The sequence below is a fragment of the Streptomyces antibioticus genome (assembly GCF_002019855.1).
GTDB lineage: Bacteria > Actinomycetota > Actinomycetes > Streptomycetales > Streptomycetaceae > Streptomyces > Streptomyces antibioticus_B.
Map to the genome: position 1 here is coordinate 5,471,063 of NZ_CM007717.1, position 23,724 is coordinate 5,494,786.

Genomic DNA, 23,724 nt, shown 5'->3' on the forward strand with positions numbered 1-23,724 from the left:
CCACTGCCTCAGACCGGGAGGAACCCCATGAGCGACCTGCTGCTGAAGACCGCCGTCGCGGCCAAGGTCCGGGTGAGCGGCTGGACCGAAACGACCACCACCGCGGCACGCCGCCGCGCCCGCGCCCGCGCCACGGGGGGCGACAAGGGGCAGACGGCGGTGGAGTATCTGGGGATCATCGCGGTGGTGGTGGCGATCGTGGTGTTGATCGCGAACACGAACCTCGGGGCGACGATCGTCAACAAGCTCACGGCCCAGATCGCCAAGGTGGCTCCCTGACACGACCTCGTAGGAACCACGATTCAGGGCAGGCTTTCCCCATCTACATCACGGTGGTGGCGGGCCTGCTCTTTCTCGCGTTCGCGTACTTCGCGGTGGGCCAGGCGGCGGTGAACCGCAACGGCGCGCAGACGGCAGCCGACGCGGCGGCACTGGCGGCGGCACAGGAGACGAGGGACCAGCTCGCCGACCTGTGGTTCGAGGTCGTCCTCGACCCGACGGCATGGCGGGACATCCTCGATGGCGAGGTGGGGCTGGAGCCCTCGTGCTGGCGTGCCGACGAACTGGCCGCACTGAACGACGCGCGGGTGGACGCCTGCCAACCGGACGGACTGCGCACCACGGTCAGGGTGCAGACGAACAAGACGGCAGGTACCTCGGTCATTCCCGCCACCAGCACGACGCAGGCGCACGCCTCCGCCACGGCGGTGATCGAGCCGCTGTGCACGTTCGAGCCGCCGGCCGAGGACGGCGAGGACCCCGAGGGCGGGGGAGAGGGTGACGGCGAAGCCGAGGAGCCAGTGGTCCTCCCACGGCTCACCTGCGACGGCGTCGACTGGGAACTGGACCCGGACGACCTCACCGATCTGCCCGGACCCGAGGACCTCTTCGACGTCCACCTGGCCACCGGCTGACGAGCGAACGACGAGTGACGAGTGGATAAGGAAGCAGAGTGATGAGCATGCGGTTCACCGCGAAGGCCCGCAGGGGGATGGTCGCGCTGGCGGTCGTGGCAGGACTGGGTCTCGGCTCTGCCGCCTGTGGTGGCGGGGGCGGCGACGACAAGAAGCCGCAGAGCACGTCCTCCACCGCCACGGCCGAGGGGTCGCAACCCGATGCCCAGGAGGGCAAGTCCGAGGAGCCGTTGGCCGAGTTGAAGGGCCCCGGCGGACTTCTGCTCACCGTCACGTCCGCCGTCGGCGATTCCGGTGGCTTCGTGACCGTGAACGGTGAGCTGAAGAACGACGGTTCCGAAGTGGCCGTCATTCCGGTCGAACTGAGCGGGAACGAGACCGAGATCATGAACAACGGCCGGTCCCTCGGCGGAGCCACCCTCGTCGATTCCAAGAGCAAGAAGCGGTACTACGTCCTGCGCGACACGGAGGGCCGCCCGTTGACGACGACCGGCTTCTCCACGCTCAAGGCCGGTGAATCGATCGACGTGTTCCTGCAGTTCCCGGCCCCGCCCGCGAGTTCCACGGATGTCACCTTCTCGCTGCCGCTGTTCCCCAGCGCGGTCATCAAGATCTCCGGGTGAGGACGCCATGACCCCACGTCTCACTCTGGCGATGGCGACGGCCACGGTCGTGATCATCGGCCTGGCGCCCGCGGCCCGGGCGGACACGACCCCCAGCGTTCCCCCGGGCACCGAACCCACGGCCACCGCGCCGGTGGAGGTCGACCCCAACGACCCCGACCTGAAACTCCCCGAGGGCGGCACCCTGGCCGAGCCGAAGGTGCTCGACATCAAGCAGGTCGTGGAGGACCAGGCCGGCGAGGAACGCCGTGAGGACACCAACGCGGACGTGACGTTCGCCCTCCAGGCGGAGGTCCTGTTCGGCAAGGACAGCGCGAAGCTGGGCGCGGCCGCGAAGGCCCGGATCGCGGTGATCGCCGACGAGATCAAGAAACAGAACACCACCCTGGTCCGCGTCTTCGGCTTCACCGACAACCTCGGCTCCTCCGCCCACGGCGACGTCCTCTCCAAACAACGCGCCGACGCCGTACAGACCGAACTCTCCGCCGACCTCAACAACCCGAACATCACCTTCGAGGTCCGCGGCTACGGCGAGCAGTACCCCATCGCCGACAACTCCACGGAGGAGGGCCGCAAGAAGAACCGCCGGGTCGAGGTCACGTTCCCAAGGACAGCAAGCTGACCAGACCTCAGCCGTTCTCGAAGCGAGGGAGTTCATCGGGAAAGTCGACCGATTCCTTGCACCCGGCCAACTCGTATGCATGCCGAGTGAGTTGATAGGCAAAATCGCTCAGGGCTTGATGCAGATCGCGTCCCGTGGTCCGACTCTCCCCGATGACCCGCACCTCGGCGACCAGGGCGTACGCCTGTGTCGCCTCGTCCGCCTCCTTTCCCTTGGGAACGCAGGGGACGTAGACGCTGGCGTATTCTTTCCTGGCGAGGGCGTCGATTCCGTGGGAGGACGCTTGCTCCGGGGTCTCCTTTGATTTCCCGGCATAGGATTTGTAGTACTTCGCCCAGGTTTTTTGGGAAGAGTCCTCGATCTGCACATCTCCCGAGAGGATGGAATCATCGCCTGCGTAGATATGGCACCCGAACAGGAAACTGTCCCCTGTTCCATGGGCTTTGGCCCCTTCTTGCGCCGAGCGCGAGTCCGGTAGTACGCGGATCACCGTATCCCTCTGGACACTTCCGTCGCAGACGGCAGCGGGAAGTCGGTCGAGCCCTTCGGTGAAGATTTTCTGATACGAGACCCAGCCTCCAGCCGTCAGGACCAGGACAGCAGCGCCGAGCGCCCATGTTCTTCCGTTCTTACGCATGGGGAAATCCTCGTCCTTCTACACCCGGACCTCCACCCGCTCTCCCACCCGCACCCCCCACCCCGCCATCGCCCCCGCAGCCGCCTCCAGGACGTGTCGGGACCGCAGTCGGGGCAGGCCCAGGCGGCCTGGGGGCATGGTGCGGATGGCCAGCACAGTCAGGTTGTGGTCGAGGTACGCGACGTCGATCGGTATGCGCATGCGGAACGTGTGGATGCTGTTCGCGGGGGACAGGAGCAGTGCGCCCTCCACCGAGTCGCGTCCGAGCAGGCCCTTTGTGCGGGCCCGGTAGGACGTCGCGATCTCCAGGGGGATTCGTGAGCCCGTCTCCCCGCCCACAACGAGTTCTCCCCGTCCGTCCTGCCAGCGCGCCATGCCCCGTCTCCCCTCGGTCGTCTCGCTACTCTCGGCACGTTAGCGAGCCGGGACACGAAGAGGTGGGCGTCGTATGCGGAAGATCGTCCTGATGATGGGGGTGTCCTTGGACGGATACATCGAGGGCCCCGACCGTGACATCTCCTGGCATGTGGTCGACGAGGAACTGCACCAGTACTTCAACGACACGATCAGTCAGATGGGCGCCCTGCTCGGCGGACGCGTCACCCATGAACTCATGGCCGCCTACTGGCCCACCGCCGACGCCGACCCGGACGCCTCCCCGGTCGAGGTCGAATTTGCGCGCATCTGGCGGGACATGCCGAAGTACGTGTACTCACGGACGCTGAAGAGCGCCGACTGGAACACGACCGTCGTCCGGGAGGTCGTCCCGGCAGAGGTCGAGGCCCTCAAGAACCAGCCCGGCACCGGTGACTTGTGCCTCGGCGGCGCCGACCTCGCCGCGTCATTCCTCGCTCACGGCCTCGTCGACGAGATCCACCTCAGCGTCCACCCCGTACTGATCGGCCAGGGCAAGCCCCTCTTCCCCGACACCGACACCCTGACCCCGCTCCGACTCCTCGAGACCCGCCGCTTCGGGAACGGCGTGGTGCTGCTGCGGTACGAAGTCCACGGCGGTCGTTGACAGGGCGCCCGTTTCGGACAACTTCCCCTGACACGCTCCCCGTCCGCCCGTCGCTCTTCGCCTTCCTCCTCGCCGCTCGAATAAGGTCCGGGCAAAGGGCCGGCGACGAGCCGACCGCGCGCATTGCTTGTCGCGCGGCACGGATCGCGGGCACCACGGGGAAGCGACAGGAGGCGTCGGCATGGCCTGGGACGAATGGGAGCAGCTCAAGTCGGAGACGTCCGAGGGCGGGACGACCGGCATGCGGCTCAACCAGCTCCCCGTGGACCAGGGTGGCGGCAGCGGTGACCTGGTGGTCAACCAGGACGACCTCGGCGCCGTTGGCCACGACGCCTACCTCCTGTACGAGGACCTCCAGGCAGGGGCGGACATCGCCGGTGCCGGGGCGAACAAGGAGGGTGTGGGCACGTCCAGCCAGGCCGCCACCGCACTCAAGGCGAACGGCTTCGCCACGGGTGGCGCGCTGGAGACGACGGTCGAGATCTGGACGTCTCAGCTCAAGACGGTCCTTCAGGCATGTGCCCACATCTCCAACCACCTCGACTTCACCAAGAAGCTGCACGCCAATGACGACGCCAAGATCGGTGCCGTGATCCTCGACAGCGGTGGTGCCGTCCTGCCTCCGTCGCAGATCAGCAAGTACTTCCAGTAGGAGCAGCCCGGTGGCCCTCACATACGCGGACCTCCTCGAGGTCGACCTCGGCAAGCTCGGCACCGCCGTCTCCGACTGGAAGAAGAGCGTGGACGCGCTCAAGACCGCTGCGGAAAGTGCCCGCAAAGGTATGCGGGCCAAGTCGGACGCGGCCCGATGGGCCGGCGTCAACGCCTCGGTGACCCGTGAGTTCGTCACGAAGACGACGAAGGAGATCTCCGACCTGCACAGCGAGGCGTCCAGCATCCACTCGCTCCTGTCGGACGGCCATACGGAACTCGTCGCGCTCCAGAAGAAGATCAGGGTCGCTGTTCAGCAGGAGGCCCCGGGGCTCGGTGTCCGCGTCGAGGACATCGGCGGCGGCAAGGTCCGCTGCTACTTCGCGCATGTCCGGGGCGACACCGACGAACGTACGCAGGAAGAAAGAGACTCCAAGCAGGAGTTGGAGGACCGGATCAACCGGCTGGTCGCCCACGCCTCCGAGATCGACTCGTCCCTGGCCCGTGCGCTGGCCAAGAGCCACGGCGGCGACAAGCACAACGCCGGGCACCGGTCCTACGAGTCCCTGGACGACGCCCAGGCCGAGCGCGCGGCTGAACTGGCCAAGCTGGGGCCCGAGATGAGCGACAAGCAGTACATGGAGTTGAACTCCATCATGAAGTTCAACGCCCGGGACGCGGACTTCTCCACAGACTTCTACAAATCCCTCGGCGGTCCGAAGGAGGCGCTGGAGTTCTACGGCCGTATGTCGCTGGACGGCACAATGGGCGACAACAAGGAGCGGCTCGCCCTCACCCGTCAGCTCCAGCGCAACATGGGTCTGGCCCTGGCCTCGGCGACCGACCCGGACAACCGGTCTCATCTGCCGGCGAGTTGGTCAGGGGAATTCCGCAAGCTGGGCACCCAGCGGGTCGAGCTCAACCCGCATTCCGGCATGTCGGCGTACGGCTATCAGCTCCTGGGCGGGATTCTTCGCTACGGCAACTACGACGCGCGGTTCATCAATCCGATCGCCGAGCATGTCGTGCAGCTCCACAAGAAGGATCCCGATCGGTTCATGGCCAACAGGCCCGTCGGCGCGTCCGACCTCGACTGGGGCTTCAACCCGTCGGGGAAGAGCGGAGCGGGCTACGATCCGCTGACCGGCGTCCTGGAGGGCCTCGGGCACAGCCCCGAGGCCGCGAAGAAGTTCTTCACGGACCCGGCGACCGCCTATCGCGAGGACGGCACGGTCGACAAGAAGGCCACGCTTGACTTCAAGTCGTACTTCGACGAGTTGAACAGGAACGACTTCGAGTGGCCCCCGGACAGCCTGGCCCACGCCGGCAGCGACGAGGCCAAGCACGCCCGCGACGTGGGCCCCAACGCACTGGGGCACGCACTGGAGGCGGCGACGACGGGATCGGCCTGGGACGCGGATCCGCCGGCGCTGCACCGGGACGAGGAGACGTGGAAGATCATGGAGAAGGTGATCGGCCGCTACAACGTCGCCTCCGAGGACGGCCTGCCGCACGAGGCCATGAAGGACAGCCTCGCTCGTATGGGTGCGGCCTACATCGACGACCTCAACTACTCCATCATGGACTGGGGTGGTACGGGCGACGAACTCGGCCGTGGACGGATCTTCGGCGAGAGCGGTGACGGTTCGAAGCGCGCTTCCTTCGGTCAGTGGGAGGCACGTAACTTCATGATGCTGGTGGCCGCGGACGAGGACGGCTACCAGACGCTGTCTGCCGCCCACCAGGTCTACTCGGCGAGTGGCCTGGCGTCCCTCGAGGACAACCGTGACGACGGACTTGCCTTCGCGCACAATGCGGCCAAGGTGAACGGCATCCTCGACGAGTCCCGGTCCCACGGGATCCGGGAGGAGTTCAAGGACGACGAGACCGCCGTAATCATGGAGGAGAACAAGCAGGCGGAATGGCGCAAGACCCTGATGACCGGTGTGCTCACGGCCGGCGTTGCCGGTGGAACGGCGCTCGTCCTGGGCCCGGCCGCCGGTGTCGTCGCCACCACCGTCATTCCTGTTGTGATGGAGTCGGGCGCCTCGACGATCAGCACGGCCTACGGCAACCACACGATGGAGTATCTCCAGGACAACGAGTACAAGAACGACCCTCGGGCACTGCGGGACGTTCAGGAACTCGAACGCGTCGGGGAACGTGGAGCCTGGTCGCCCGTCCGGAACTACGCCATTGCCATCGGTATGACGCAGGCGGAGCAGTTGGCACTCAACCCCGAGATCGAACAGTCCTACCTGGCTGGGAAGTCGGCTATCTCCAGCAATGAGAAGGTGTCGGCGTGAGGTCTACTGGTAAGAAGTTTCCTTCCGTTGGTGCTGTGGTCGTGGCACTGGTGGTGCTGACCGCGTGCTCCGGCTCCGGGCAGGGGGATGGCAAGGATCGGGGCGTCGCTCCGATCGGCTGGAGAACCTGCAACACGCTGTTCGGTGCCGAAAGGATCGATGCGTTGCAGGAGGCCATGGGGCAGGGCATTCTGCGTACTTTGAACGTCTCCAAATCGCTGGATGAACTGACGTCCAGCTGGGTGAGGCTTGCTGAATCCTGGGAACCCGGCAGAGACCGACACTTCGCATCAGGTCCTTGTACCCTCGGCACCGACGGAACGGGTAAACAGTTCCGTTCTGATGTGAGTTGGTCCTATGGCTCTTTGGCGGCACTCAAGGCTCAGGGGATCTGGGAGACCGCAGGCAAAGACGTGTACGTCCGGCGCAGGGATTCCGGCCTGCATATCACTGCCGTGTTTCCCTGCAAGATCGAAGGTTCCCACCAAGCCCAGGAAGCCCAACTTCCCCTCGAAGTCGAGACCCAAGTCACGAACATCCCCGGCTTCGACACCGGGCTTCTGGGTGAGCTGACCGTTCGGCTCGCCCGAACCGTGGCCAAGAAGCTGCCGTGCACCAACGATCCGAAGATTCCCGACACGCTGTGACGGACGCTCACAGGATGTCGACATGAGGTGTACCTGAGAGAGGTTGTCCAGTGTCGGGCGGTGGTCGTGGCGCTGGCTGTCCTGTCCGGTCCACTCCCTGTGACCTGGGCATAGACGGAACTGGCAAGCGGTTCCAATCTCACGTGAGTTGGTCCCGCTACTCGTTCGAGGACATCAAGTCCCAGGAAGGCTGGAAGCCCGAGGGCGGCGCGCTCTACGTTCTGCGCGAGGGCGCCGGCCTGCACCTCACCGCGGTGTTCCGCTGCAAGATCGAGGGATCTCGCCAAGAGCAGGAACTCGGGCTTCCCCTCAAGGTCGAGACCCGGGTGAGTAACATTCCCGACTTTGATACCAAGCTCCTGGGCGAGTTGACCGCAGGACTGGCCCGCAATCTGACGAAGAGACTGCCCTGCACGAACGGCCCGGAGATTCCGAGCGCCCTGTAGCCGACTGCGCCTCGTCCCCACGCAGCCGCGCTCACGCATGCGGCCCCGTCGTGACCTTGCCGATCACCAATTCCGGCGTCGCCTCCAGGATTTCGCCGATGCGTTCGGTGCGGAGTGACAGTTCCTTTGACTGGTGGGCCGTCAAGGGGTTCAGGGGTTCAACCGTCACCGTCGTGCGGCTGCCCCGGCGGCGTTGGTGCCAGACTCCTGATACCTCGCCGTCGATCAGTAGTACGGGATAGTTGCCGGCCTGGCCGGAGGACAGGGCCCGGTGCCAGGCCGGACCCGGGTACAGCCGTTCCCGGGGCTGGGCGGCGATTGCGTATGCGTCGAAGTAGGGGAGGAGGAGCACACCCCGCAACTCCTCAGTGGGGGTGGGGAAGTGGGTGTCTTCCGCCGCCACCCACGCCGGGGTGTCCTCGTACAGGACCTCCTCCAGTTCGCCGTTCGCCGCCAGGCGAGTGAAGAGGGCAGTGGTCCAAGCGGTGGGCGCCGCCAGCCACCTGGCGAAGTGGCGTGGGGTCGCCGGGCCGTAGGCCGTCAGGTAGCGGAGGGCCAGTTGGCGTAGGGCCTCCTCCGGTGGGAGTGGGGTGAAGTGCGGCGGGCGGGTGTACGTCACCTTGCGGCCGCGGTTGGGGCCGAAGCACAGGGCGCCGGACTGGCCCGCCCGGTGCAGGACCTGCCGCCAGCGCGGCCAGAGTTCCTGGAAGGCCGGCATCACCAGGTCGCCCGCCCAGGGGCCGGTGCGTGCCACCACCTCCTCGCTCAGCTCCTCCACCGTCAGGAACCTGCCCTCCAGGGCCTCCCCGATCGCGCTCACCACCTGCTCCGTCTGGTCCTCGGTGAGCCGGATGTCGGGCGGGAAGGTGTTCGGGCCGTCCGGGACCGCGGTCAGGGCCGCCGTCCACAGGGGGAGTTCGGCCGTCGGGAGCAGATGGACCGTGCCGCGCGGGCCGTGCGTGCGGACCAGCGATCCGTCCTCCCACAGGGCGGCTCTCACGTCCGCCCGGGTGAGGCCCTCGGCGCCCTCGGTGCGTACTCCGATCGACAACTCCGCTGCCGACGGCACCTGCGCGTGCGCCCCGAGCATCGCTCCGGCCACCTCCGCGACGGTCGGCTCGGGCAGGAACTGGCGTCGGAGGCGCCGTGCGGAGGCCGCCCGCCAACTGATCCTCAAAGTCATGGCGCCGACGGTAGGGCGGGGAGGGGCAGGTTCTGTCCTAGATCGACGACGGCCACAATCCCCGTAAGGGTGCGTTTACGGGCATTTTGTCATCTAACACCCGCCCCCTTCACGGAGTTTCCACATCGTTATCGCTCCTGCTTCGCATCCGGTGTCGGCCTCGCGTAAGTTCATGTCCAGGCAATTCGCGTGAGCAAAGCTGCGTGGACGTCACCGCGCAGTGGAGGGGGCTGCGCGGTGTCGTCCGCGTCCAGTCCGAGCCCGGTTCACGCCCGGTCGCGAGCCCCGTCCGCGTCAAGTCCGCGTTCCTCGTCGGATTAGCCCTTGAGGGGGATGTGAGGGCCGTGGGGCCCGTGTCGCCCCTGTCGTGTCGAAACCTCCGCTTTATCGGGTGCGGGACGTCGTTCCCCTGGGATTCCGTCGCGTTTCGGCCATGAACCACCTATGAATCATGCCTTGCCCGGTCATCACGGCGTCGCCGGACGACTCCGGAGAGTAGTTGTGGCGCGCCGATGTACGCGGCATCCCTTACGAAGGGTTATGGTGGAAACCCCCCCCTCGGGCCGGTCCGTCTCCCCCCCACGGACCGGCCCGTTTTTTGTGCCCACCAGCGGCCCTACCCCTCCACCTGTGTCTCAGCTCACCCCGCTCAACGACCCAGGCCCCGCAGGGGTAGGCTTCGCCGTCGTCGGGGACCGCACCGCACGAGGGGCTGACAATCACGTGAACCTGCGCGACAAGCTGCGCGGCCTTCTGGTCAGGCTGTACGCACGCCGGGTGGAAGGTCACCTGGACCACGCTCAGGTGCCCAAGCACATCGGCGTCATCATGGACGGCAACCGGCGCTGGGCGAAGGCCGCGGGTTCCACCACCGAGCACGGCCACCGCGCCGGTGCCGACAAGATCGAGGAATTCCTCGGCTGGTGCACCGAGACCGACGTCGAGGTCGTCACCCTCTGGCTGCTGTCGACGGACAACCTCGACCGCCCCGCGGAGGAACTGGTCCCCCTCCTCGGCATCATCGAGGGCGTCGTGCGCACCCTCGCCGCCGACGGCCGCTGGCGTGTCCATCACGTCGGCACCTCCGACATCCTCCCCGACCATGTGCAGACCGCGCTGAAGGAGGCCGAGGAGAGCACCGCGCACGTCGACGGAATACTGGTCAACGTCGCCATCGGCTACGGCGGCCGCCAGGAGATCGCCGACGCCGTGCGCTCGATGCTCCTCGACGCGCAGGAGCGCGGCACCTCGCTCGAGGACCTCGCCGACTCCGTCACCGTCGATCTGATCGGCCGCCACCTCTACACCGGCGCCCAGCCCGACCCCGACCTGGTCATCCGCACCAGCGGCGAGCAGCGGCTGTCCGGATTCATGCTCTGGCAGACCGCCCACTCCGAGTACTACTTCTGCGACGTCTTCTGGCCGGCCTTCCGCAAGGTCGACTTCCTGCGCGCCCTGCGCGACTACGCCGCCCGTCACCGTCGTTACGGCGGCTGACACTCCCCGGGGCCCGGCCCCTCAGGACATCCCACCGGCCTCTCAGGACACCCCACCGGCTCCACCGTCACCGCGCGCCGGCTCCACCATTACCGCGCACCGGCTCCACCATTACCGCGCGCCGACTCCACCTTCACCACGCGCCGACTCCACCGTCACCACCCGCCGTGCGACCCCCGCGCGACAGCGACGTGACGCCGTAACAAGGAGTTCACCGGCGCGCCGTCATATGCCGTGGCATGGTGGCGCATGTTCGAGGGCATAAGCCAAGCAGGCCGACGCCCGAACCACGGGTGTCGGATCTCAGCGGGCGGCACGGGGCCGTCCGCCCGGGAGGCCCTTTGCACCAGCCCGACCGTGCGGTCACGGCACGGAAGAAGCAGTGGAGGGCCGGTCCCCGGCCCGTGCATCGGGGCCGTCGACCGGTCGGGTTCGTCCCGCCCTCCCGGTCCAGCTTCCGCTCCGTCGCTCCCCGACCTCATCCGAGGGGGTACGTCCTTCCGTGGTGACCAGCACAAAGCGCCGTATGCCAGACCGGCGCACCTATGTTCTCGACACCAGCGTCCTGCTGGCCGACCCGAACGCCATGACCCGCTTCGAGGAGCACGAGGTCGTGCTCCCCATCGTGGTGGTCACGGAACTGGAGGCCAAGCGGCACCATCCCGAACTCGGCTACTTCGCCCGGCAGGCCCTGCGGCTGCTGGACGACTACCGGGTGAAGTTCGGTCGCCTCGACGCTCCCATCCCGATCGGGGAACTGGGCGGCACCGTCCGTGTCGAGCTCAACCACTCGGATCCCAGCGTGTTGCCGTCCGGCTACCGCCTGGGGGACAACGACTCACGCATCCTCGCGGTCGCCCGCAATCTGCAGGCCGAGGGGTTCGACGTCACCGTCGTCTCGAAGGATCTCCCGCTCAGGATCAAGGCGTCCTCGGTCGGTCTCCTCGCCGAGGAGTACCGGGCCGAACTCGCCATCACGGACGCCTCCGGCTGGACCGGAATGTCCGAACTGACGCTGCCCGGCGAACAGGTGGACGTCCTCTTCGAGGCCGGACACGTGTATGTGCCGGAGGCCGCGGAGCTGCCCGTGCACACCGGGCTCACCATCCAGTCGGAGCGCGGCAAGGCGCTCGGCCGGGTCACCCCGGAGGGCAACGTCCGGCTGGTGCGCGGCGACCGCGAGGCGTTCGGCATCAAGGGGCGCAGCGCCGAGCAGCGCATCGCGCTCGACCTGCTGCTCGACCCGGACGTCGGGATCGTGTCCATGGGCGGCCGGGCCGGCACCGGCAAGTCGGCGCTGGCGCTGTGCGCGGGTCTGGAGGCGGTCCTGGAGCGCCGTCAGCACCAGAAGGTGATGGTCTTCCGTCCGCTGTACGCGGTGGGCGGGCAGGAGCTGGGCTATCTGCCGGGCTCCGAGGCCGAGAAGATGAGCCCCTGGGCGCAGGCGGTCTTCGACACGCTGTCCTCGGTCACCAGCCGGGAGGTCATCGAGGAGATCACCGCCCGCGGCATGCTGGAGGTGCTGCCCCTGACGCACATCCGGGGCCGCTCCCTGCACGACGCCTTCGTGATCGTCGACGAGGCCCAGTCGCTGGAGCGCAACGTCCTGCTGACGGTGCTCTCCCGGATCGGCGCCAACTCACGGGTCGTTCTCACCCATGACGTGGCACAGCGGGACAATCTGCGGGTCGGCCGCTACGACGGTGTCGTCGCCGTCGTGGAGAAGCTGAAGGGGCATCCGCTCTTCGCGCACGTGACGCTGAACCGTTCCGAAAGGTCCCAGATCGCTGCGCTTGTGACCGAAATGCTGGAGGACGGGCAGATCTGACCCTGACGGCACAACTTCATAAGCTTTGAGCATCACTTGGCGCCGTCCGGCAAAGGCTGTGAGCCTAGCCGGGCGGCGCCGGTACATGTGGGGGTTTCGCGAAACAACCTGCGTCCCGGCAGGTGTGAGCTTTCACACGTAACCCGGAATTGCCTTGCGGTGTCGGGGTGCGGCAGAGTCTCACTCCTGTCAGGCCCCGCATACGGCACACCTGTACCCGCACAGGTACGGAACCGCACGTGCACCACCTTCAACTCCATAGCGTCGCCGTATGCCGCCCGAGCTTCATGCGGCGCTCCCCCTCGGGGAGTTGCCCACCGGGCCCGCGCCTCCCGTGACCCCGCAGTTGGGAGGCCAGCGTCCAGGGGCACGATTGCGTCCGCCAGGGTCACCGAAGCGGGCGATGCTGGAAGGAAACCGTGTGAGCCGGATCTCGGTCCGGGGATTCGCAGTGGCCTCGGCCACGGCGGTCACCGCTGTCGGAAGCGTCGTCGGCGTTGCCTCGGGCAGTGTCGCGCAGCCCAACGACGCAGAGGCGACGGCGAGCGACGCGACGCTCCTCGCTGACATACCTGTGGGCCAGCAGGCCCAGGTGCAGACCGCGTACCTGGCGCAGCAGGCCGACGTCCAGGCCATCGTCGCCGACGAGGGCGCCAAGAAGGACGCCGAGGCGGCGGCCCGCAAGGCGGCCGCGGAGAGCGCGGTCGCCAAGAAGGAAGCCGCGGAGAAGGCCGCCAAGGAGCGCGCGGAGGCGAAGGCCAAGGCGAGCCGCAGCGCGGGTGACTTCCCCGTCCAGAGCTCCTACAGCATCTCCCAGATCCAGGCGATGGCCTCGCAGATGGTGCCGAGCGGCCAGTTCCAGTGCTTCAGCAACATCGTGAACCACGAGTCGAGCTGGAACTACCAGGCCGTCAACCCCTCCTCGGGCGCCTACGGTCTCTTCCAGGCGCTGCCCGCCGGCAAGTACGCCTCCGCGGGTGCCGACTGGCGCACCAACCCGGCCACCCAGATCAAGTGGGGGCTGAACTACATGAACGAGCGGTACGGCAGCCCCTGCGACGCCTGGTCGTTCTGGCAGGCCAACCACTGGTACTGAGGGGTTGGCCATGAGCCGCAACCCCGTACGCGGATTCGCGGTGGTCTCGGCCACCGCGGTCACCGCGATCGGCAGTGTCGTGGGCGTCGCCCAGGCCGGAACCGGCCAGCCGGACGACGCCGCACAGGCCCCGGCGGGCGACTCCGTCCTCCTCGCCGACTTACCGCTCGGCCAACAGGCCCAGGTGCGGTCCGCCGCCCTCGGTCAGCAGGCACAGGCCCAGGCCGTGGCCGCCGACACCACCGCGCGCAAGTCCGCGGAGGAGGCCGCCCGGATCAAGGCGGCCGAGGACGCGGTCGCCAAGCAGAAGGCCGCCGCGGACGAGGCCGAGGCGAAGAAGGAAGCCGAGGAACGCGCCAAGGCCGCCGAGCGCGAGGCCGATCAGGCGCAGACGCAGGCGCGGACCAGGTCCGCCACGGCGGACAGCGGTCCCACCGCGAGCGCCTCCGACTTCCCGCAGCAGGCGTCGTACACCGTCGCCGAGGTCCAGGCCATCGCGCGCCAGATGGTGCCCAGCGGCCAGTTCCAGTGCTTCAGCAACATCGTGGACCACGAGTCCACCTGGAACTACCGGGCCGTCAACCCCTCCTCCGGCGCCTACGGCCTGGTCCAGGCGTACCCGGGCTCCAAGATGTCGTCCGCCGGTGCCGACTGGCGCACCAACCCGGCCACCCAGATCAAGTGGGGGCTGAACTACATGAACGAGCGGTACGGCAGCCCCTGCGAAGCCTGGGCCTTCTGGCAGGCGAACGGCTCCTACTGAGCGCCGCCGCCACCGTCTCTCAACCCGGCACAGCCCCTCCCCGTCCTCAGGGGAGGGGCTTTCGCCCTGTACGGTCGTAAGCCGACGACTCCAGGGGGAGTGGTGGGGAGAGACGGGGGAAGAGGACGGATCATGTCGCGTGTACCGGGGTGGCTGGGCCGGCTGGGAGCCGGTCTGACCGAAATGGGTGAGCGGCTCGACGAGCGCCGCGCCGAGGTCGAACGCGAGAGCCGGGAGAGCGCGCCGCCCCCGCCCGTGCCCCCCGAGCCGCCGGTGACGCCCCCGCCGGAGTCGCCGCCCGCCGAGCGGCCCGACCCCGCGCAGGCGGTGCCCTGGGGCGTCCGGGTCGCCGCCGAGGCCGGCTGGCGGCTGCTGGTGCTCGCCGGGACGGTCTGGGTCCTCATGCGGATCATCAGCGCCGTCCAACTCGTCGTCCTCGCCTTCGTGGTGGCGCTGCTGCTGACCGCGCTCCTCGAACCCACCGTCACCCGGCTCAAGCGGGTCGGCGTGCCCGGGGGACTGGCGACGGCGCTCACCGCGATCCTCGGGTTCGTGTTCATCGGCCTGCTGGGCTGGTTCGTGACCTGGCAGGTCATGGAGAACATCGACAACCTCTCCGACCAGGTCCAGGACGGCATCGACGATCTGCGGCGCTGGCTGCTCAACAGCCCCTTCCACGTCACCGACAAGCAGATCAACGGCATCGCGAAGAACCTGCGCGACGCGGTCGGCGCCAACACCGACTCGATCACCTCGGCGGGCCTCGAGGGCGTCACCGTCGTCGTCGAGGCGCTCACCGGCATCCTGCTGGCGTTCTTCTCGACCCTGTTCCTGCTCTACGACGGCAAGCGGATCTGGGAGTGGACCCTCAAGCTGGTCCCGGCCGCCGCCCGGCCCGGTGTGGCGGGCGCGGGGCCGCGGGCCTGGGCGACGCTCACGGCGTATGTGCGGGGCACGGTCGTGGTCGCGCTGATCGACGCGATCTTCATCGGTCTCGGCATCTACTTCCTCGATGTGCCGATGGCCGTCCCGCTCGCCGTCTTCATCTTCCTGTTCTCGTTCATCCCGCTGGTCGGCGCGGTGGCCTCCGGCGCGCTGGCCGTGGTCGTCGCGCTGGTGACGCAGGGCGTGTTCACCGCCGTGATGACCCTGGCGGTGGTGCTGGCCGTGCAGCAGATCGAGGGGCACATCCTCCAGCCGTTCATCCTCGGCCGCGCGGTCCGGGTCCATCCGCTCGCGGTGGTCCTGGCGGTGGCCACCGGCGGCCTGGTCGCCGGTATCGGCGGCGCGGTGGTCGCCGTACCGCTGGTCGCCGTCACCAACACCGTCGTCGGCTATCTGCGGGCGTACGCCCAGGAACCGGCCCTGCGGACGTCCCCGAAGCCGCGGGGGGCCACGGCGATGGACGTCGCCCCCGTGGCACCTGCCGCCCCCAGTGCCCCCGTGGCCCCGTCCGGCCCGGCGGCGCCCCCGCCGGCCAAGGACACCGGCGACGAGGACTCCTCCGCGTAGACAAACGCAGGCGCAGGCGCAGCCGAAGGCCCCGTCCACCCTCGGGTGGACGGGGCCTTCGTGACGATGCCGACGGGTCGACGGGTCGACGGTGTCGTCGCCTACTCGGCGAGGACCGCCTCCGCGTCGAGCGTGACGCCCACGGCCTGGATCACCGAGGCGATCTTGAAGGCTTCCTGGACGACCTCGCGGTCGACGCCGGCCTTGCGCAGGACCTGCTCGTGGGAGTCGAGGCACAGCCCGCAGCCGTTGATGGCGGAGACCGCGAACGACCACAGCTCGAAGTCGACCTTGTCGACGCCCGGGTTGCCGATGACGTTCATCCGCAGACCGGCGCGCAGGGTGCCGTACTCGTGGTCGGACAGCAGGTGCCGGGTGCGGTAGAAGACGTTGTTCATCGCCATCACGGCGGCCGCGGCCTTCGCCGCGGTGTACGCCTCCGGCGAGAGGTTCGCCCTGGCCTCCGGGGCCAGCTCGCGCAGCACGATCGGGGAGCGGGAGGCGATCGCGGTCGCCAGGACCGTGCCCCACAACTGCTGGGCGGGCAGCTCGGAGTTGCCGATGACCGAGCCCAGGTTGAGCTTCAGGTCCTTGGCGTAGTCCGGTATCGCGGACTTCAGGGTGTCGAGCGACATCTCAGGTCACTCCCCGGCCAGCAGCTTGACCGGGTCGAGGGTGTCCTCGCCCTTGGTCCAGTTGCAGGGGCACAGCTCGTCGGTCTGGAGGGCGTCCAGGACCCGGAGGACCTCCTTGGGGTTCCGGCCGACGGAGCCCGCGGTGACCATCGTGAACTGGATCTCGTGGTTCGGGTCGACGATGAAGACGGCGCGCTGCGCGAAGCCGTCCTCGCCCTCGATGCCGAGGTCGCGCATCAGCTCGTGCCGGGAGTCGGCGAGCATCGGGAACGGCAGGTCGGTCAGGTCCGGGTGGTCCTTGCGCCAGGCGTGGTGGACGAACTCGGAGTCACCGGAGAAGCCGAGGATCTGCGCGTCACGGTCGGCGAACTCGTCGTTCAGCTTGCCGAACGCGGCGATCTCGGTCGGGCAGACGAAGGTGAAGTCCTTGGGCCAGGCGAAGACCACCAGCCACTTGCCCTCGTACGACTTGTGGTGGATCTGCTCGAACTCCTTGCCCTTCTCCAGCGAGACACAGGCGGTCAGATCGAACGAGGGGAACTTGTCACCAACAGTGAGCACACGCTCTCCTTGCAGCGAGGAGCTGTCCGGATCGCGGACAACTCCCTTGGGTCGGACGGCCTCGATCGTGACACAAGGTGCATTGATTCAGGAAATGGCTACACTCGATTGTGTTGATCGGAGGTGGCTATCAGTGACCGTGAGTAGTGCGAGCCCCAAGGCCGGCAGGAGGCGCCAGCCCAGTCTGGCCCAGCTCCGGGCCTTCGCCGCCGTCGCGGAGCATCTGCACTTCCGGGACGCCGCCGCCGCGATCGGCATGAGCCAGCCCGCCCTCTCCGGCGCGGTCTCCGCCCTGGAGGAGACCCTCGGCGTCACCCTGCTGGAGCGTACGACCCGCAAGGTGCTGCTCTCCCCGGCCGGTGAGCGGCTCGCCGTCCGCACCCGGGCGGTGCTGGCCGAGGTCGGCGCGCTGCTGGAGGAGGCCGACGCGGTGCGGGCGCCGTTCACCGGGGCGCTGCGGCTCGGCGTCATCCCGACCGTCGCGCCGTATCTGCTGCCGGCCGTGCTGCGGCTGGTCCACGACCGCTATCCGCAGCTCGACCTCCAGGTCCACGAGGAGCAGACCGCCACCCTGCTCGACGGCCTGCACAGCGGACGCCTCGACCTGCTGCTGCTCGCCGTGCCCCTCGGTGTCCCCGGAGTCGTCGAACTCCCGCTCTTCGACGAGGACTTCGTGCTCGTCACACCCCCGGGTCATCCGCTCGGCGACCGCGACGGCGTCCCGCGCGAGGCCCTCAGGGAGCTGAACCTGCTCCTTCTGGACGAGGGGCACTGCCTGCGCGACCAGGCCCTCGACATCTGCCGCGAGGCCGGCCGGGCGGACGCCCCGGTGACCACCACGGCCGCCGGACTGTCCACCCTCGTCCAGCTCGTCGCCGGCGGCCTCGGCTGCACCCTGCTGCCGCGCACCGCCGTCACGGTCGAGACCAGCCGCAGCACCCGGCTGCGCACCGCCTCCTTCACCGACCCCGCCCCCACCCGCCGGATCGCCTTCGCCCGGCGCGCGGGCGCGGCGCGCGGCGCGGAGTACGAGACCCTCGCGGACGCGCTCCGGGAGGCGCTGCGCCCCCTTCCCGTACGGGTCCTCGGCGGCGAGGACTGACGTTCGCCAACCGGTCAAATCAGCTCCCGAATCGGCTCCGTAGAAAGAGAATTCGTCCCACCCGCGGAGCAAGTTCCGTCCATTGGGAGCAGCTCGGAAACCCGCCGTTGGTATATGCGCCCCGGCTGATACACATTCCCTCCTCAGCGCTACGCGTCAGGCGTATGTGCGATCCGTGCGGACGACCTGCCAAGGGGAGTGATGTCGGGCTACGAGCTGTTGGCGCGCGACCTCGCCGCGTGCGGGCGGGACGGCTTCACCGGGGAGGTACGGGTCGCGGGACTGCCCGGCGGCACCTTCCACTTCCGCGGCGGGCTCGTCGTCGCCGTCGAGTCGCCGGGCGCGCCGGGACCGGACGCCCTGCTGCTGCGCTCCGGACGGATCGGCGGCGAGGAATGGGCGGGCCTGGTGCGGGAGTCCGGCGGGGAGCGCTGGCCCTCCGACGGGCTGATCGCCCACGGCTACGCGGGCGCCGCCCAGCTCCGGGTGGTCTGCGCGATGGCCCTCCAGGACGCCGCGTTCGCGGTCGTCGCGGGCGCCGTCGAGGGCTGTGAACGCGCCCCGTCGCTGGGCCCGCCGCCCGCCGCGGTCACCGTCGGCGAACCCTCGACCCGGCTCCTCCAGGAGGCGTCGCGCAAGCTCGCCGCGCTGGACGCGCTGCCCCGCCCGGTCCGCCCGGAGCGCGAACGCCCGGTCCCCGCCTCCCTGTCCTTCACCGCCGACCGGCTCGGCCCGCTGCAACGCGAGGTGCTCACCCACGCCGACGGCCGGCGCACCTCCCGCGACCTCGCCTTCCGCACCGGGCGCGGGGTCTACACGGTCACGGTCGAGGTGGCGCGGATGCTCGGCTACGGGCTCCTGGAGTGCGCGGGCGCGTCCCCGATCCCGGTCCGGATGCTCGACGGACACGGGGTCAGGCCCCGCGAACCGGCCCCGCCCCCGCCGCCCGTCCCGGTCCCGCCGGCCGGACCGCCCCCGCACCCGGCGGCCCTGCCCCGCAGGCGCCCCGGCGCCAGCGGCATCAACGAGGCCCTCGCACCCGAACACCCGCCCACCGCCGAAGACGACGGCGACGGCGACGGCGACGGCACCGACCACCCCACCGGGGAGAGCCCCGGACACCCGACCGGCTGGAAGGAGTTCTTCCGCCTCCGCAATCCGACGGCGAAATAGCGCCCGCACACCGAGAAAACCTCACCGGAAACAGACGGTCATATGCGATCAGAATCAGGGGAGTTGCACCCATGGACCACAAAGCCCTCGCACGGGAGATGCGGGGCCTGCGCGAGCAGGTGAGCGGCATCACCGACACCGCGGTCGCGGCCGCGGACGGGCTGCTCATCGCCGCCGACACCGCCGACTCGATCGATCCCGAGGGCCTCGCCGCCCTCGCCGCGGCCGGCCTCGGCCTCGCCCGCCGCACCGCCGAGGCCACCTCCCGAGGCGCCCTGCACCGCACGGTGGCCTACGGCAGCCACGGCTGCGCCGCGTTCTACGCGGTCGGCGACACCGCGCTGATGGTGGTGCTCGGCGACGAGGGCATGGACGTCGAACGGCTGCACACGGCGACCCAGCCGGCCCTGCGCCGTATCGATCTGATCCTCACCGATGTGAAAACCGCCGAAGGAGTCTGAAGGGATGGCGACGAAGCGTATGACCCCAGGTTTCTCCGACCAGGTGATGGGCCTGGTCAAGTCACTGCGTACGGATGCCCCCGACTGCGTCGCCTCCGGCGTGGTCGACATGTCGACGGGCATGCTGCTCTCCTACGAGACGGTGGACAACCATCCGCCCGAGGTCCTCGACCTGCTGGCCGGCGCGACCCTCGACCTGTTCCAGGGCCGCACGGTCGTGATGATCGAGGACGTGTTCAAGGAGCGGCGCGGGATCCAGAGCGACAACCACTTCTTCCAGGAGATCCTCGTCAACAGCGACAACCTCACCCACCTGTTCGTGAGGATGACCGAGCAGCAGGACGTGGTCGCGGTGGTCGTCTGCCGCAAGTCCGTGAACGTGGGCATGCTGTTCGCCCAGGTCCGGAGGGTGGTGCGGGAGTACCGGCTCTGAACACGGACGGTCCCTCCCCGCGCGGGGAGGGACCGTGTGCCCGTGACGCCGGGAGCTACTCGGTGCGCAGCCCGTCCGGCCGCATCAGCCGGACCAGCGGCGGCAGGCTCAGCGCCGTCACCAGCAGGACGACCGCCCCGCCCATGCCGGTCATGGCCAGCACGCTCGCCCAGTCCACGCCCACCGGGGTGTCCGTCATCTTCAGCAGCACCGTGCCCAGCGTGATGCCGACCACCGCGGCCAGCAGCAGCCCCAGCGCGATGGGGATGGCCGTCTGCCAGAGCACCGACAGGCCCAGCGTGCGCCGCCGGGTGCCGAAGGCCACCAGGGCCGACAGCAGCTTGCGGCGGTCCCGCAACTGTTCGAGCTGGGAGACCAGCAGGCTCGCCCCGATCAGCAGCAGCACACAGATGGCGCCGACGAGCAGCCCGGTGCGGATGGAGTCGTAGCGCTCGGAGGTCCGGGTCGCCGACCACATCGCCGTACTGGCCAGCGCGTCCACCGCGGAGGTGGTGTTGCGGGTGTACTCGAAGGCGTCCGGCACCGACTCGTCGATGGAGAGGTACAGCCGCCCGCTGACCAGCTCGCGCAGATGGTCGGGCAGCGCCCCCGGGGTCATCAGGAACCCGCCGCGCTTGTTGCCGGTCGGGTCCTTCAACGCCGGGGCCTTCACGACCCCCGCCGGGACGGTCCAGACGGCCTCCTTGCTGGTGCCCGAGGAGGACGACTCGATGTACAGCCGGGTGCCGGGCTTGGCGAGCTTCGGACCGTCCAGGGAGTATTCGGAGCCGTCGAGGACGAACACCGCGCCGTCCGCGCAGGAGGGCAGCTTCGCCAGCTCGCGCAGGGCCGCGCAGTCGCCGACGGTCAGCTCGGTGGAGAGATTCGGCCCCTCCTCGGTACGCCAGGACGAGCTGCCGAGGTAGCCCTCGCCGAGGGCCGTGACCTTCCGTACGCCCTTGGTGTCCTCGAACCGGCGGGCCGTCGCCGTCAGCGGGGTGCCGTCCGGCACGTTCACCTGCATCTGGGCCCGTGTCAGGTCCAGTCCGGTGTCCTGGGTGTACTGGTCGTCGACCCCGGCGAACAGCATCTGGAGCGCGATCGCCCCGGCCACCGCGACCGCGATGCCGTTGACCATCCGGGCCGCCGTACCGCTGCTCACCTGGAGGCGGCGCACGGCGAGCTGCCAGGCGACACCGCCCGCGCCGAGCCGGGCCACCACGGTCTCGACCAGCCACGGCAGCAGCGCGGTGACACCGACGAGCAGCAGCAGGACACCACTGACCACCAGGTACTGGTTGAAGTCCCCGTCGCCCCGGCCCTGGCCGATCATCGGGTAGAGCAGGCCGAGTCCGGCCACCGGCAGCAGCAGCCGCCACCACAGACGGCGCCGCGACGGCTTGGCGGTGCGCACCACGCCCAGCGGTTCGATCACCACACCGCGCAGGGCGAGCAGGGTGACCCCGACGGCCGCCGCCGGCACCGCCACCGCGACCAGCGCGGCCAGCGCGGGGGAGGGGTTGAGATAGCTGGGCCACACGCTCACCCCGGCCACCTCGACCGAGCCCGCGATCTGCCGTCCGATCAGGAAGAACCCGGTGCCGAGGACCAGACCGAGCAGCGCGCCGGCCATCGCCTCGCCGGCCGCGATCCGCCGGGCCATCTGCCCGTCGGCGCCGACCAGGCGCAGGGCCGCGAGCCGGCGGTCGCGCCGCTCGCCGCCGAACCGCACGGCCGCCGCGACGAACACCGCGACCGGCATCAGCAGCACCACGATCACCACGATGTTCAGCAGGATCAGCACCGGATCCGGCGGCTCGGGCGTCGGGTTCACCTCGCCGAACCGGTCCAGACGGGTGGTGCGCCCGCTCTCGACATGCGCCGCGAGCCCGGTCGCCCCGGCGAAGTAGGCGAGTTCCCGCGAGCCGACGAGCCCGCTCTCGCCGATCGTCCCGACGATCCGGTACGGCAGCCGCTCCCGCAGCAGCCGTGCGTCGTCCGAGGCGAGCAGCCGCTTCAGCTCGGGGGAGACGACCATCTCGCCCTTGGCCGGATAGGCGCTCAGACCGGGCGGCAGCGGGGCGCGCGGCCCCTCCGGCTCGACCAGCCGGCCGCGCACGTCCTTCTCACGGAAGGTGGTGTCGACGTTGGCGATCACCATCGTGTCGTCGGCCTTGGGGCGCGTCTCCGCGCTGAACGAGTAGTCCATCCGGGCCTGTTCGCGCTCGTGACGCACCGAGAGCGCGTTCGGCAGCGCGGTCGACAGCAGCAGCAGCGCCACGCCGAGCCCGACGCCGACCGCCGTCAGCACGGCCCGGACCCAGCCCTCCCGTCCGCCGGCGAAGGCGAACCGGATCCCCATCCCCAGGTCCCTGGCCCACTGCCCCAGGTTCATACGACCCGCTCCATGTCCCGCGACTTGCCGTCCCGTACGACGATCTCGCGGTCGGAGTAGGCGGCCACCCGTGCCTCGTGGGTGACCAGGACCACCGCCGCGTTGGCCGAGCGGGCCGCCTCGGTGAGCAGCTCCATCACGCGCTCGCCGTTGAGCGAGTCCAGCGCGCCGGTCGGCTCGTCGGCGAAGACGACCCGCGGGCTGGTCACCAGCGACCTGGCGACGGCCACCCGCTGGCCCTGCCCGCCGGAGACCTCTCCGGGCCGCTTCCTGGCGAGGTCGTCGACCTCCAGCCGGGCCATCCACCCGAGGGCGGTGCGCTCGGCCTCCTTGCGCGAGGTGCCGTTCAGCCGGAGCGGCAGGGCCACGTTCTCCACACAGGTCAGCTCCGGCACGAGCTGCCCGAACTGGAACACGAACCCGAACTCCGAGCGCCGCAGCCTGCTGCGCCCGGCGTCGCTCATGGACGCCAGTTCCTGGCCGTCGTAGCGGATCGAGCCGGAGTCGGGGGTCACGATGCCGGCGAGGCAGTGCAGCAGCGTCGACTTGCCGGAGCCGGAGGGGCCCATGACGGCGACGACCTCGCCGGGGTGGATGGAGAACCCGGCGCCGTCCAGCGCCATCGTCGGGCCGTACGCCTTGCGCAGGTCCTCGGCGACCAGCAGGGATCCCTCGGGGGCGGTCATGCCGTCACCTCCGCGCGCAGCCGGTCCAGGCGGGCCGCGGCCAGTTCGAGCCAGCGCAGATCGGCCTCCAGGTGGAACAGGGCGTGGTCGCAGATGAGCTGGTCGGCCAGATCGCCCTTGCGCTTGCGGTCGGTGAGGATGCGCATGCTGCGCAGATGCTCCGCCCGCTGGGTGTCGAGGACGTCGGCCGCGTCGCGCCGGGTGAGGAGGGCGAGGACGACCTTGGTGTAGAGGGTCGACTGGAGGTACGGCTCGGGCTTCTCGGGCGTGGCGAGCCAGCGCTCGACGTCGGTGATGCCGGCGTCGGTGATCGCGTACCGCTTGCGCTCGGGACCGCCGCCGGCCTCGATGCCGTCGACCTCGACGAGACCGTTCTTCAGCAGACGCGACATCGTCGAATAGACCTGGCCGTAGTGCAGCGGCCGGTCGTGACCGAACTTCTCGTCGAAGGCCCGCTTCAGGTCGTAACCGTGTCGGGGTCCGGACTCCAGGAGTCCCAGGAGGGTGTGACCGATGGACATGGGGAGGACTG

General features: G+C 69.2%; 26 protein-coding genes. 18 read left to right on the forward strand and 8 right to left on the reverse strand.

Annotation, left to right across the window (positions count from 1 at the left end; genetic code table 11):
* Nucleotides 1-27 precede the first annotated feature (27 nt).
* The 4 genes from AFM16_RS24970 to AFM16_RS24985 are packed head-to-tail and all read left to right on the forward strand — an operon-like array spanning nucleotide 28 to nucleotide 2,159.
* On the forward strand, nucleotides 28-279 hold the full coding sequence (locus AFM16_RS24970; protein ID WP_078634677.1) for a hypothetical protein: 252 nt from the start codon (nucleotides 28-30) through the stop codon (nucleotides 277-279).
* On the forward strand, nucleotides 276-914 hold the full coding sequence (locus AFM16_RS24975; RefSeq protein WP_078637085.1) for a pilus assembly protein TadG-related protein: 639 nt from the start codon (nucleotides 276-278) through the stop codon (nucleotides 912-914). Before AFM16_RS24970 ends, AFM16_RS24975 begins: the two co-directional genes overlap by 4 nt.
* A gap of 41 nt (nucleotides 915-955) precedes the next feature.
* Nucleotides 956-1,537, forward strand: a complete 582-nt coding sequence (locus AFM16_RS24980) for a hypothetical protein (RefSeq protein ID WP_030783657.1) — start codon at nucleotides 956-958, stop codon at nucleotides 1,535-1,537.
* A 7-nt stretch (nucleotides 1,538-1,544) separates the two neighbouring features.
* Complete coding sequence (locus AFM16_RS24985) at nucleotides 1,545-2,159, forward strand: OmpA family protein (protein ID WP_078634678.1); 615 nt, start codon at nucleotides 1,545-1,547, stop codon at nucleotides 2,157-2,159.
* Nucleotides 2,160-2,166: 7 nt separating this feature from the next.
* On the opposite strand, the gene AFM16_RS39120 is transcribed toward AFM16_RS24985, so the two are convergent.
* Complete coding sequence (locus tag AFM16_RS39120) at nucleotides 2,167-2,796, reverse strand: hypothetical protein (protein ID WP_143648427.1); 630 nt, start codon at nucleotides 2,794-2,796, stop codon at nucleotides 2,167-2,169.
* Between the two features lie 18 nt (nucleotides 2,797-2,814).
* Nucleotides 2,815-3,171 carry a DUF192 domain-containing protein gene (locus AFM16_RS24995; protein WP_078634680.1) on the reverse strand — a complete coding sequence of 119 codons (357 nt, stop codon included), beginning with the start codon at nucleotides 3,169-3,171 and terminating at the stop codon, nucleotides 2,815-2,817.
* Between the two features lie 73 nt (nucleotides 3,172-3,244).
* On the opposite strand from AFM16_RS24995, the gene AFM16_RS25000 reads away from it, so the two are divergent.
* From AFM16_RS25000 to AFM16_RS25020, 5 genes are all read left to right on the forward strand, one after another.
* Complete coding sequence (locus AFM16_RS25000) at nucleotides 3,245-3,817, forward strand: dihydrofolate reductase family protein (RefSeq protein WP_078634681.1); 573 nt, start codon at nucleotides 3,245-3,247, stop codon at nucleotides 3,815-3,817.
* A gap of 181 nt (nucleotides 3,818-3,998) precedes the next feature.
* Nucleotides 3,999-4,469 (forward strand): hypothetical protein, encoded by a 471-nt coding sequence (locus tag AFM16_RS25005; protein ID WP_030783671.1) that lies wholly within the window; start codon nucleotides 3,999-4,001, stop codon nucleotides 4,467-4,469.
* Between the two features lie 10 nt (nucleotides 4,470-4,479).
* Nucleotides 4,480-6,774 (forward strand): DUF6571 family protein, encoded by a 2,295-nt coding sequence (locus tag AFM16_RS25010; RefSeq protein WP_078634682.1) that lies wholly within the window; start codon nucleotides 4,480-4,482, stop codon nucleotides 6,772-6,774.
* A gap of 41 nt (nucleotides 6,775-6,815) precedes the next feature.
* The gene (locus tag AFM16_RS39125) at nucleotides 6,816-7,421 is read left to right on the forward strand and encodes a hypothetical protein (protein ID WP_143648429.1); all 606 of its coding nucleotides are present in this window, start codon (nucleotides 6,816-6,818) and stop codon (nucleotides 7,419-7,421) included.
* Between the two features lie 143 nt (nucleotides 7,422-7,564).
* Nucleotides 7,565-7,867, forward strand: a complete 303-nt coding sequence (locus AFM16_RS25020; RefSeq protein ID WP_078634683.1) for a hypothetical protein — start codon at nucleotides 7,565-7,567, stop codon at nucleotides 7,865-7,867.
* Nucleotides 7,868-7,898: 31 nt separating this feature from the next.
* Here AFM16_RS25020 and AFM16_RS25025 read toward each other — a convergent pair whose 3' ends face one another.
* Nucleotides 7,899-9,050: a winged helix DNA-binding domain-containing protein gene (locus tag AFM16_RS25025; RefSeq protein ID WP_078634684.1), complete on the reverse strand. Its 1,152-nt coding sequence runs from the start codon at nucleotides 9,048-9,050 to the stop codon at nucleotides 7,899-7,901.
* A gap of 723 nt (nucleotides 9,051-9,773) precedes the next feature.
* Here AFM16_RS25025 and AFM16_RS25030 point away from each other — a divergent pair.
* The 5 genes from AFM16_RS25030 to AFM16_RS25055 all read left to right on the forward strand — a co-directional run bounded on the left by AFM16_RS25030 (nucleotide 9,774) and on the right by AFM16_RS25055 (nucleotide 15,746).
* On the forward strand, nucleotides 9,774-10,547 hold the full coding sequence (locus AFM16_RS25030) for an isoprenyl transferase (protein WP_078634685.1): 774 nt from the start codon (nucleotides 9,774-9,776) through the stop codon (nucleotides 10,545-10,547).
* A gap of 502 nt (nucleotides 10,548-11,049) precedes the next feature.
* On the forward strand, nucleotides 11,050-12,375 hold the full coding sequence (phoH2, locus tag AFM16_RS25040; RefSeq protein WP_030783682.1) for an RNA 5'-3' helicase PhoH2: 1,326 nt from the start codon (nucleotides 11,050-11,052) through the stop codon (nucleotides 12,373-12,375).
* Nucleotides 12,376-12,796: 421 nt separating this feature from the next.
* The gene (locus AFM16_RS25045; protein ID WP_030783684.1) at nucleotides 12,797-13,471 is read left to right on the forward strand and encodes an aggregation-promoting factor C-terminal-like domain-containing protein; all 675 of its coding nucleotides are present in this window, start codon (nucleotides 12,797-12,799) and stop codon (nucleotides 13,469-13,471) included.
* A gap of 10 nt (nucleotides 13,472-13,481) precedes the next feature.
* Nucleotides 13,482-14,234 carry an aggregation-promoting factor C-terminal-like domain-containing protein gene (locus AFM16_RS25050; protein WP_078634688.1) on the forward strand — a complete coding sequence of 251 codons (753 nt, stop codon included), beginning with the start codon at nucleotides 13,482-13,484 and terminating at the stop codon, nucleotides 14,232-14,234.
* Nucleotides 14,235-14,366: 132 nt separating this feature from the next.
* Nucleotides 14,367-15,746, forward strand: a complete 1,380-nt coding sequence (locus tag AFM16_RS25055; protein ID WP_078634689.1) for an AI-2E family transporter — start codon at nucleotides 14,367-14,369, stop codon at nucleotides 15,744-15,746.
* A gap of 101 nt (nucleotides 15,747-15,847) precedes the next feature.
* On the opposite strand, the gene AFM16_RS25060 is transcribed toward AFM16_RS25055, so the two are convergent.
* On the reverse strand, nucleotides 15,848-16,381 hold the full coding sequence (locus AFM16_RS25060) for an alkyl hydroperoxide reductase (RefSeq protein ID WP_030783691.1): 534 nt from the start codon (nucleotides 16,379-16,381) through the stop codon (nucleotides 15,848-15,850).
* 6 nt (nucleotides 16,382-16,387) lie between these two features.
* Entirely contained in the window at nucleotides 16,388-16,942 is a 555-nt protein-coding gene (locus AFM16_RS25065; RefSeq protein WP_030783693.1) for a peroxiredoxin, read from the reverse strand.
* A gap of 133 nt (nucleotides 16,943-17,075) precedes the next feature.
* On the opposite strand from AFM16_RS25065, the gene AFM16_RS25070 reads away from it, so the two are divergent.
* The 4 genes from AFM16_RS25070 (at nucleotide 17,076) to AFM16_RS25085 (ending at nucleotide 20,111) form a co-directional block, all read left to right on the forward strand.
* Nucleotides 17,076-18,044, forward strand: coding sequence for a LysR substrate-binding domain-containing protein (locus AFM16_RS25070; protein WP_245177794.1), 969 nt, complete (start codon nucleotides 17,076-17,078; stop codon nucleotides 18,042-18,044).
* A 201-nt stretch (nucleotides 18,045-18,245) separates the two neighbouring features.
* Nucleotides 18,246-19,217 carry a MarR family transcriptional regulator gene (locus tag AFM16_RS25075; protein ID WP_078634691.1) on the forward strand — a complete coding sequence of 324 codons (972 nt, stop codon included), beginning with the start codon at nucleotides 18,246-18,248 and terminating at the stop codon, nucleotides 19,215-19,217.
* 71 nt (nucleotides 19,218-19,288) lie between these two features.
* The gene (locus AFM16_RS25080) at nucleotides 19,289-19,678 is read left to right on the forward strand and encodes a roadblock/LC7 domain-containing protein (protein ID WP_030783699.1); all 390 of its coding nucleotides are present in this window, start codon (nucleotides 19,289-19,291) and stop codon (nucleotides 19,676-19,678) included.
* A 4-nt stretch (nucleotides 19,679-19,682) separates the two neighbouring features.
* Nucleotides 19,683-20,111, forward strand: a complete 429-nt coding sequence (locus tag AFM16_RS25085; protein WP_030783701.1) for a hypothetical protein — start codon at nucleotides 19,683-19,685, stop codon at nucleotides 20,109-20,111.
* Between the two features lie 55 nt (nucleotides 20,112-20,166).
* On the opposite strand, the gene AFM16_RS25090 is transcribed toward AFM16_RS25085, so the two are convergent.
* Genes AFM16_RS25090 through AFM16_RS25100 form a run of 3 tightly spaced genes read right to left on the reverse strand, consistent with a single transcriptional unit; the run spans nucleotide 20,167 to nucleotide 23,713 of the window.
* On the reverse strand, nucleotides 20,167-22,506 hold the full coding sequence (locus AFM16_RS25090; protein WP_078634692.1) for an ABC transporter permease: 2,340 nt from the start codon (nucleotides 22,504-22,506) through the stop codon (nucleotides 20,167-20,169).
* On the reverse strand, nucleotides 22,503-23,192 hold the full coding sequence (locus AFM16_RS25095) for an ABC transporter ATP-binding protein (RefSeq protein ID WP_030783705.1): 690 nt from the start codon (nucleotides 23,190-23,192) through the stop codon (nucleotides 22,503-22,505). Before AFM16_RS25095 ends, AFM16_RS25090 begins: the two co-directional genes overlap by 4 nt.
* Nucleotides 23,189-23,713 carry a PadR family transcriptional regulator gene (locus AFM16_RS25100; RefSeq protein ID WP_030783708.1) on the reverse strand — a complete coding sequence of 175 codons (525 nt, stop codon included), beginning with the start codon at nucleotides 23,711-23,713 and terminating at the stop codon, nucleotides 23,189-23,191. Before AFM16_RS25100 ends, AFM16_RS25095 begins: the two co-directional genes overlap by 4 nt.
* Between the last annotated feature and the right edge of the window lie 11 nt (nucleotides 23,714-23,724).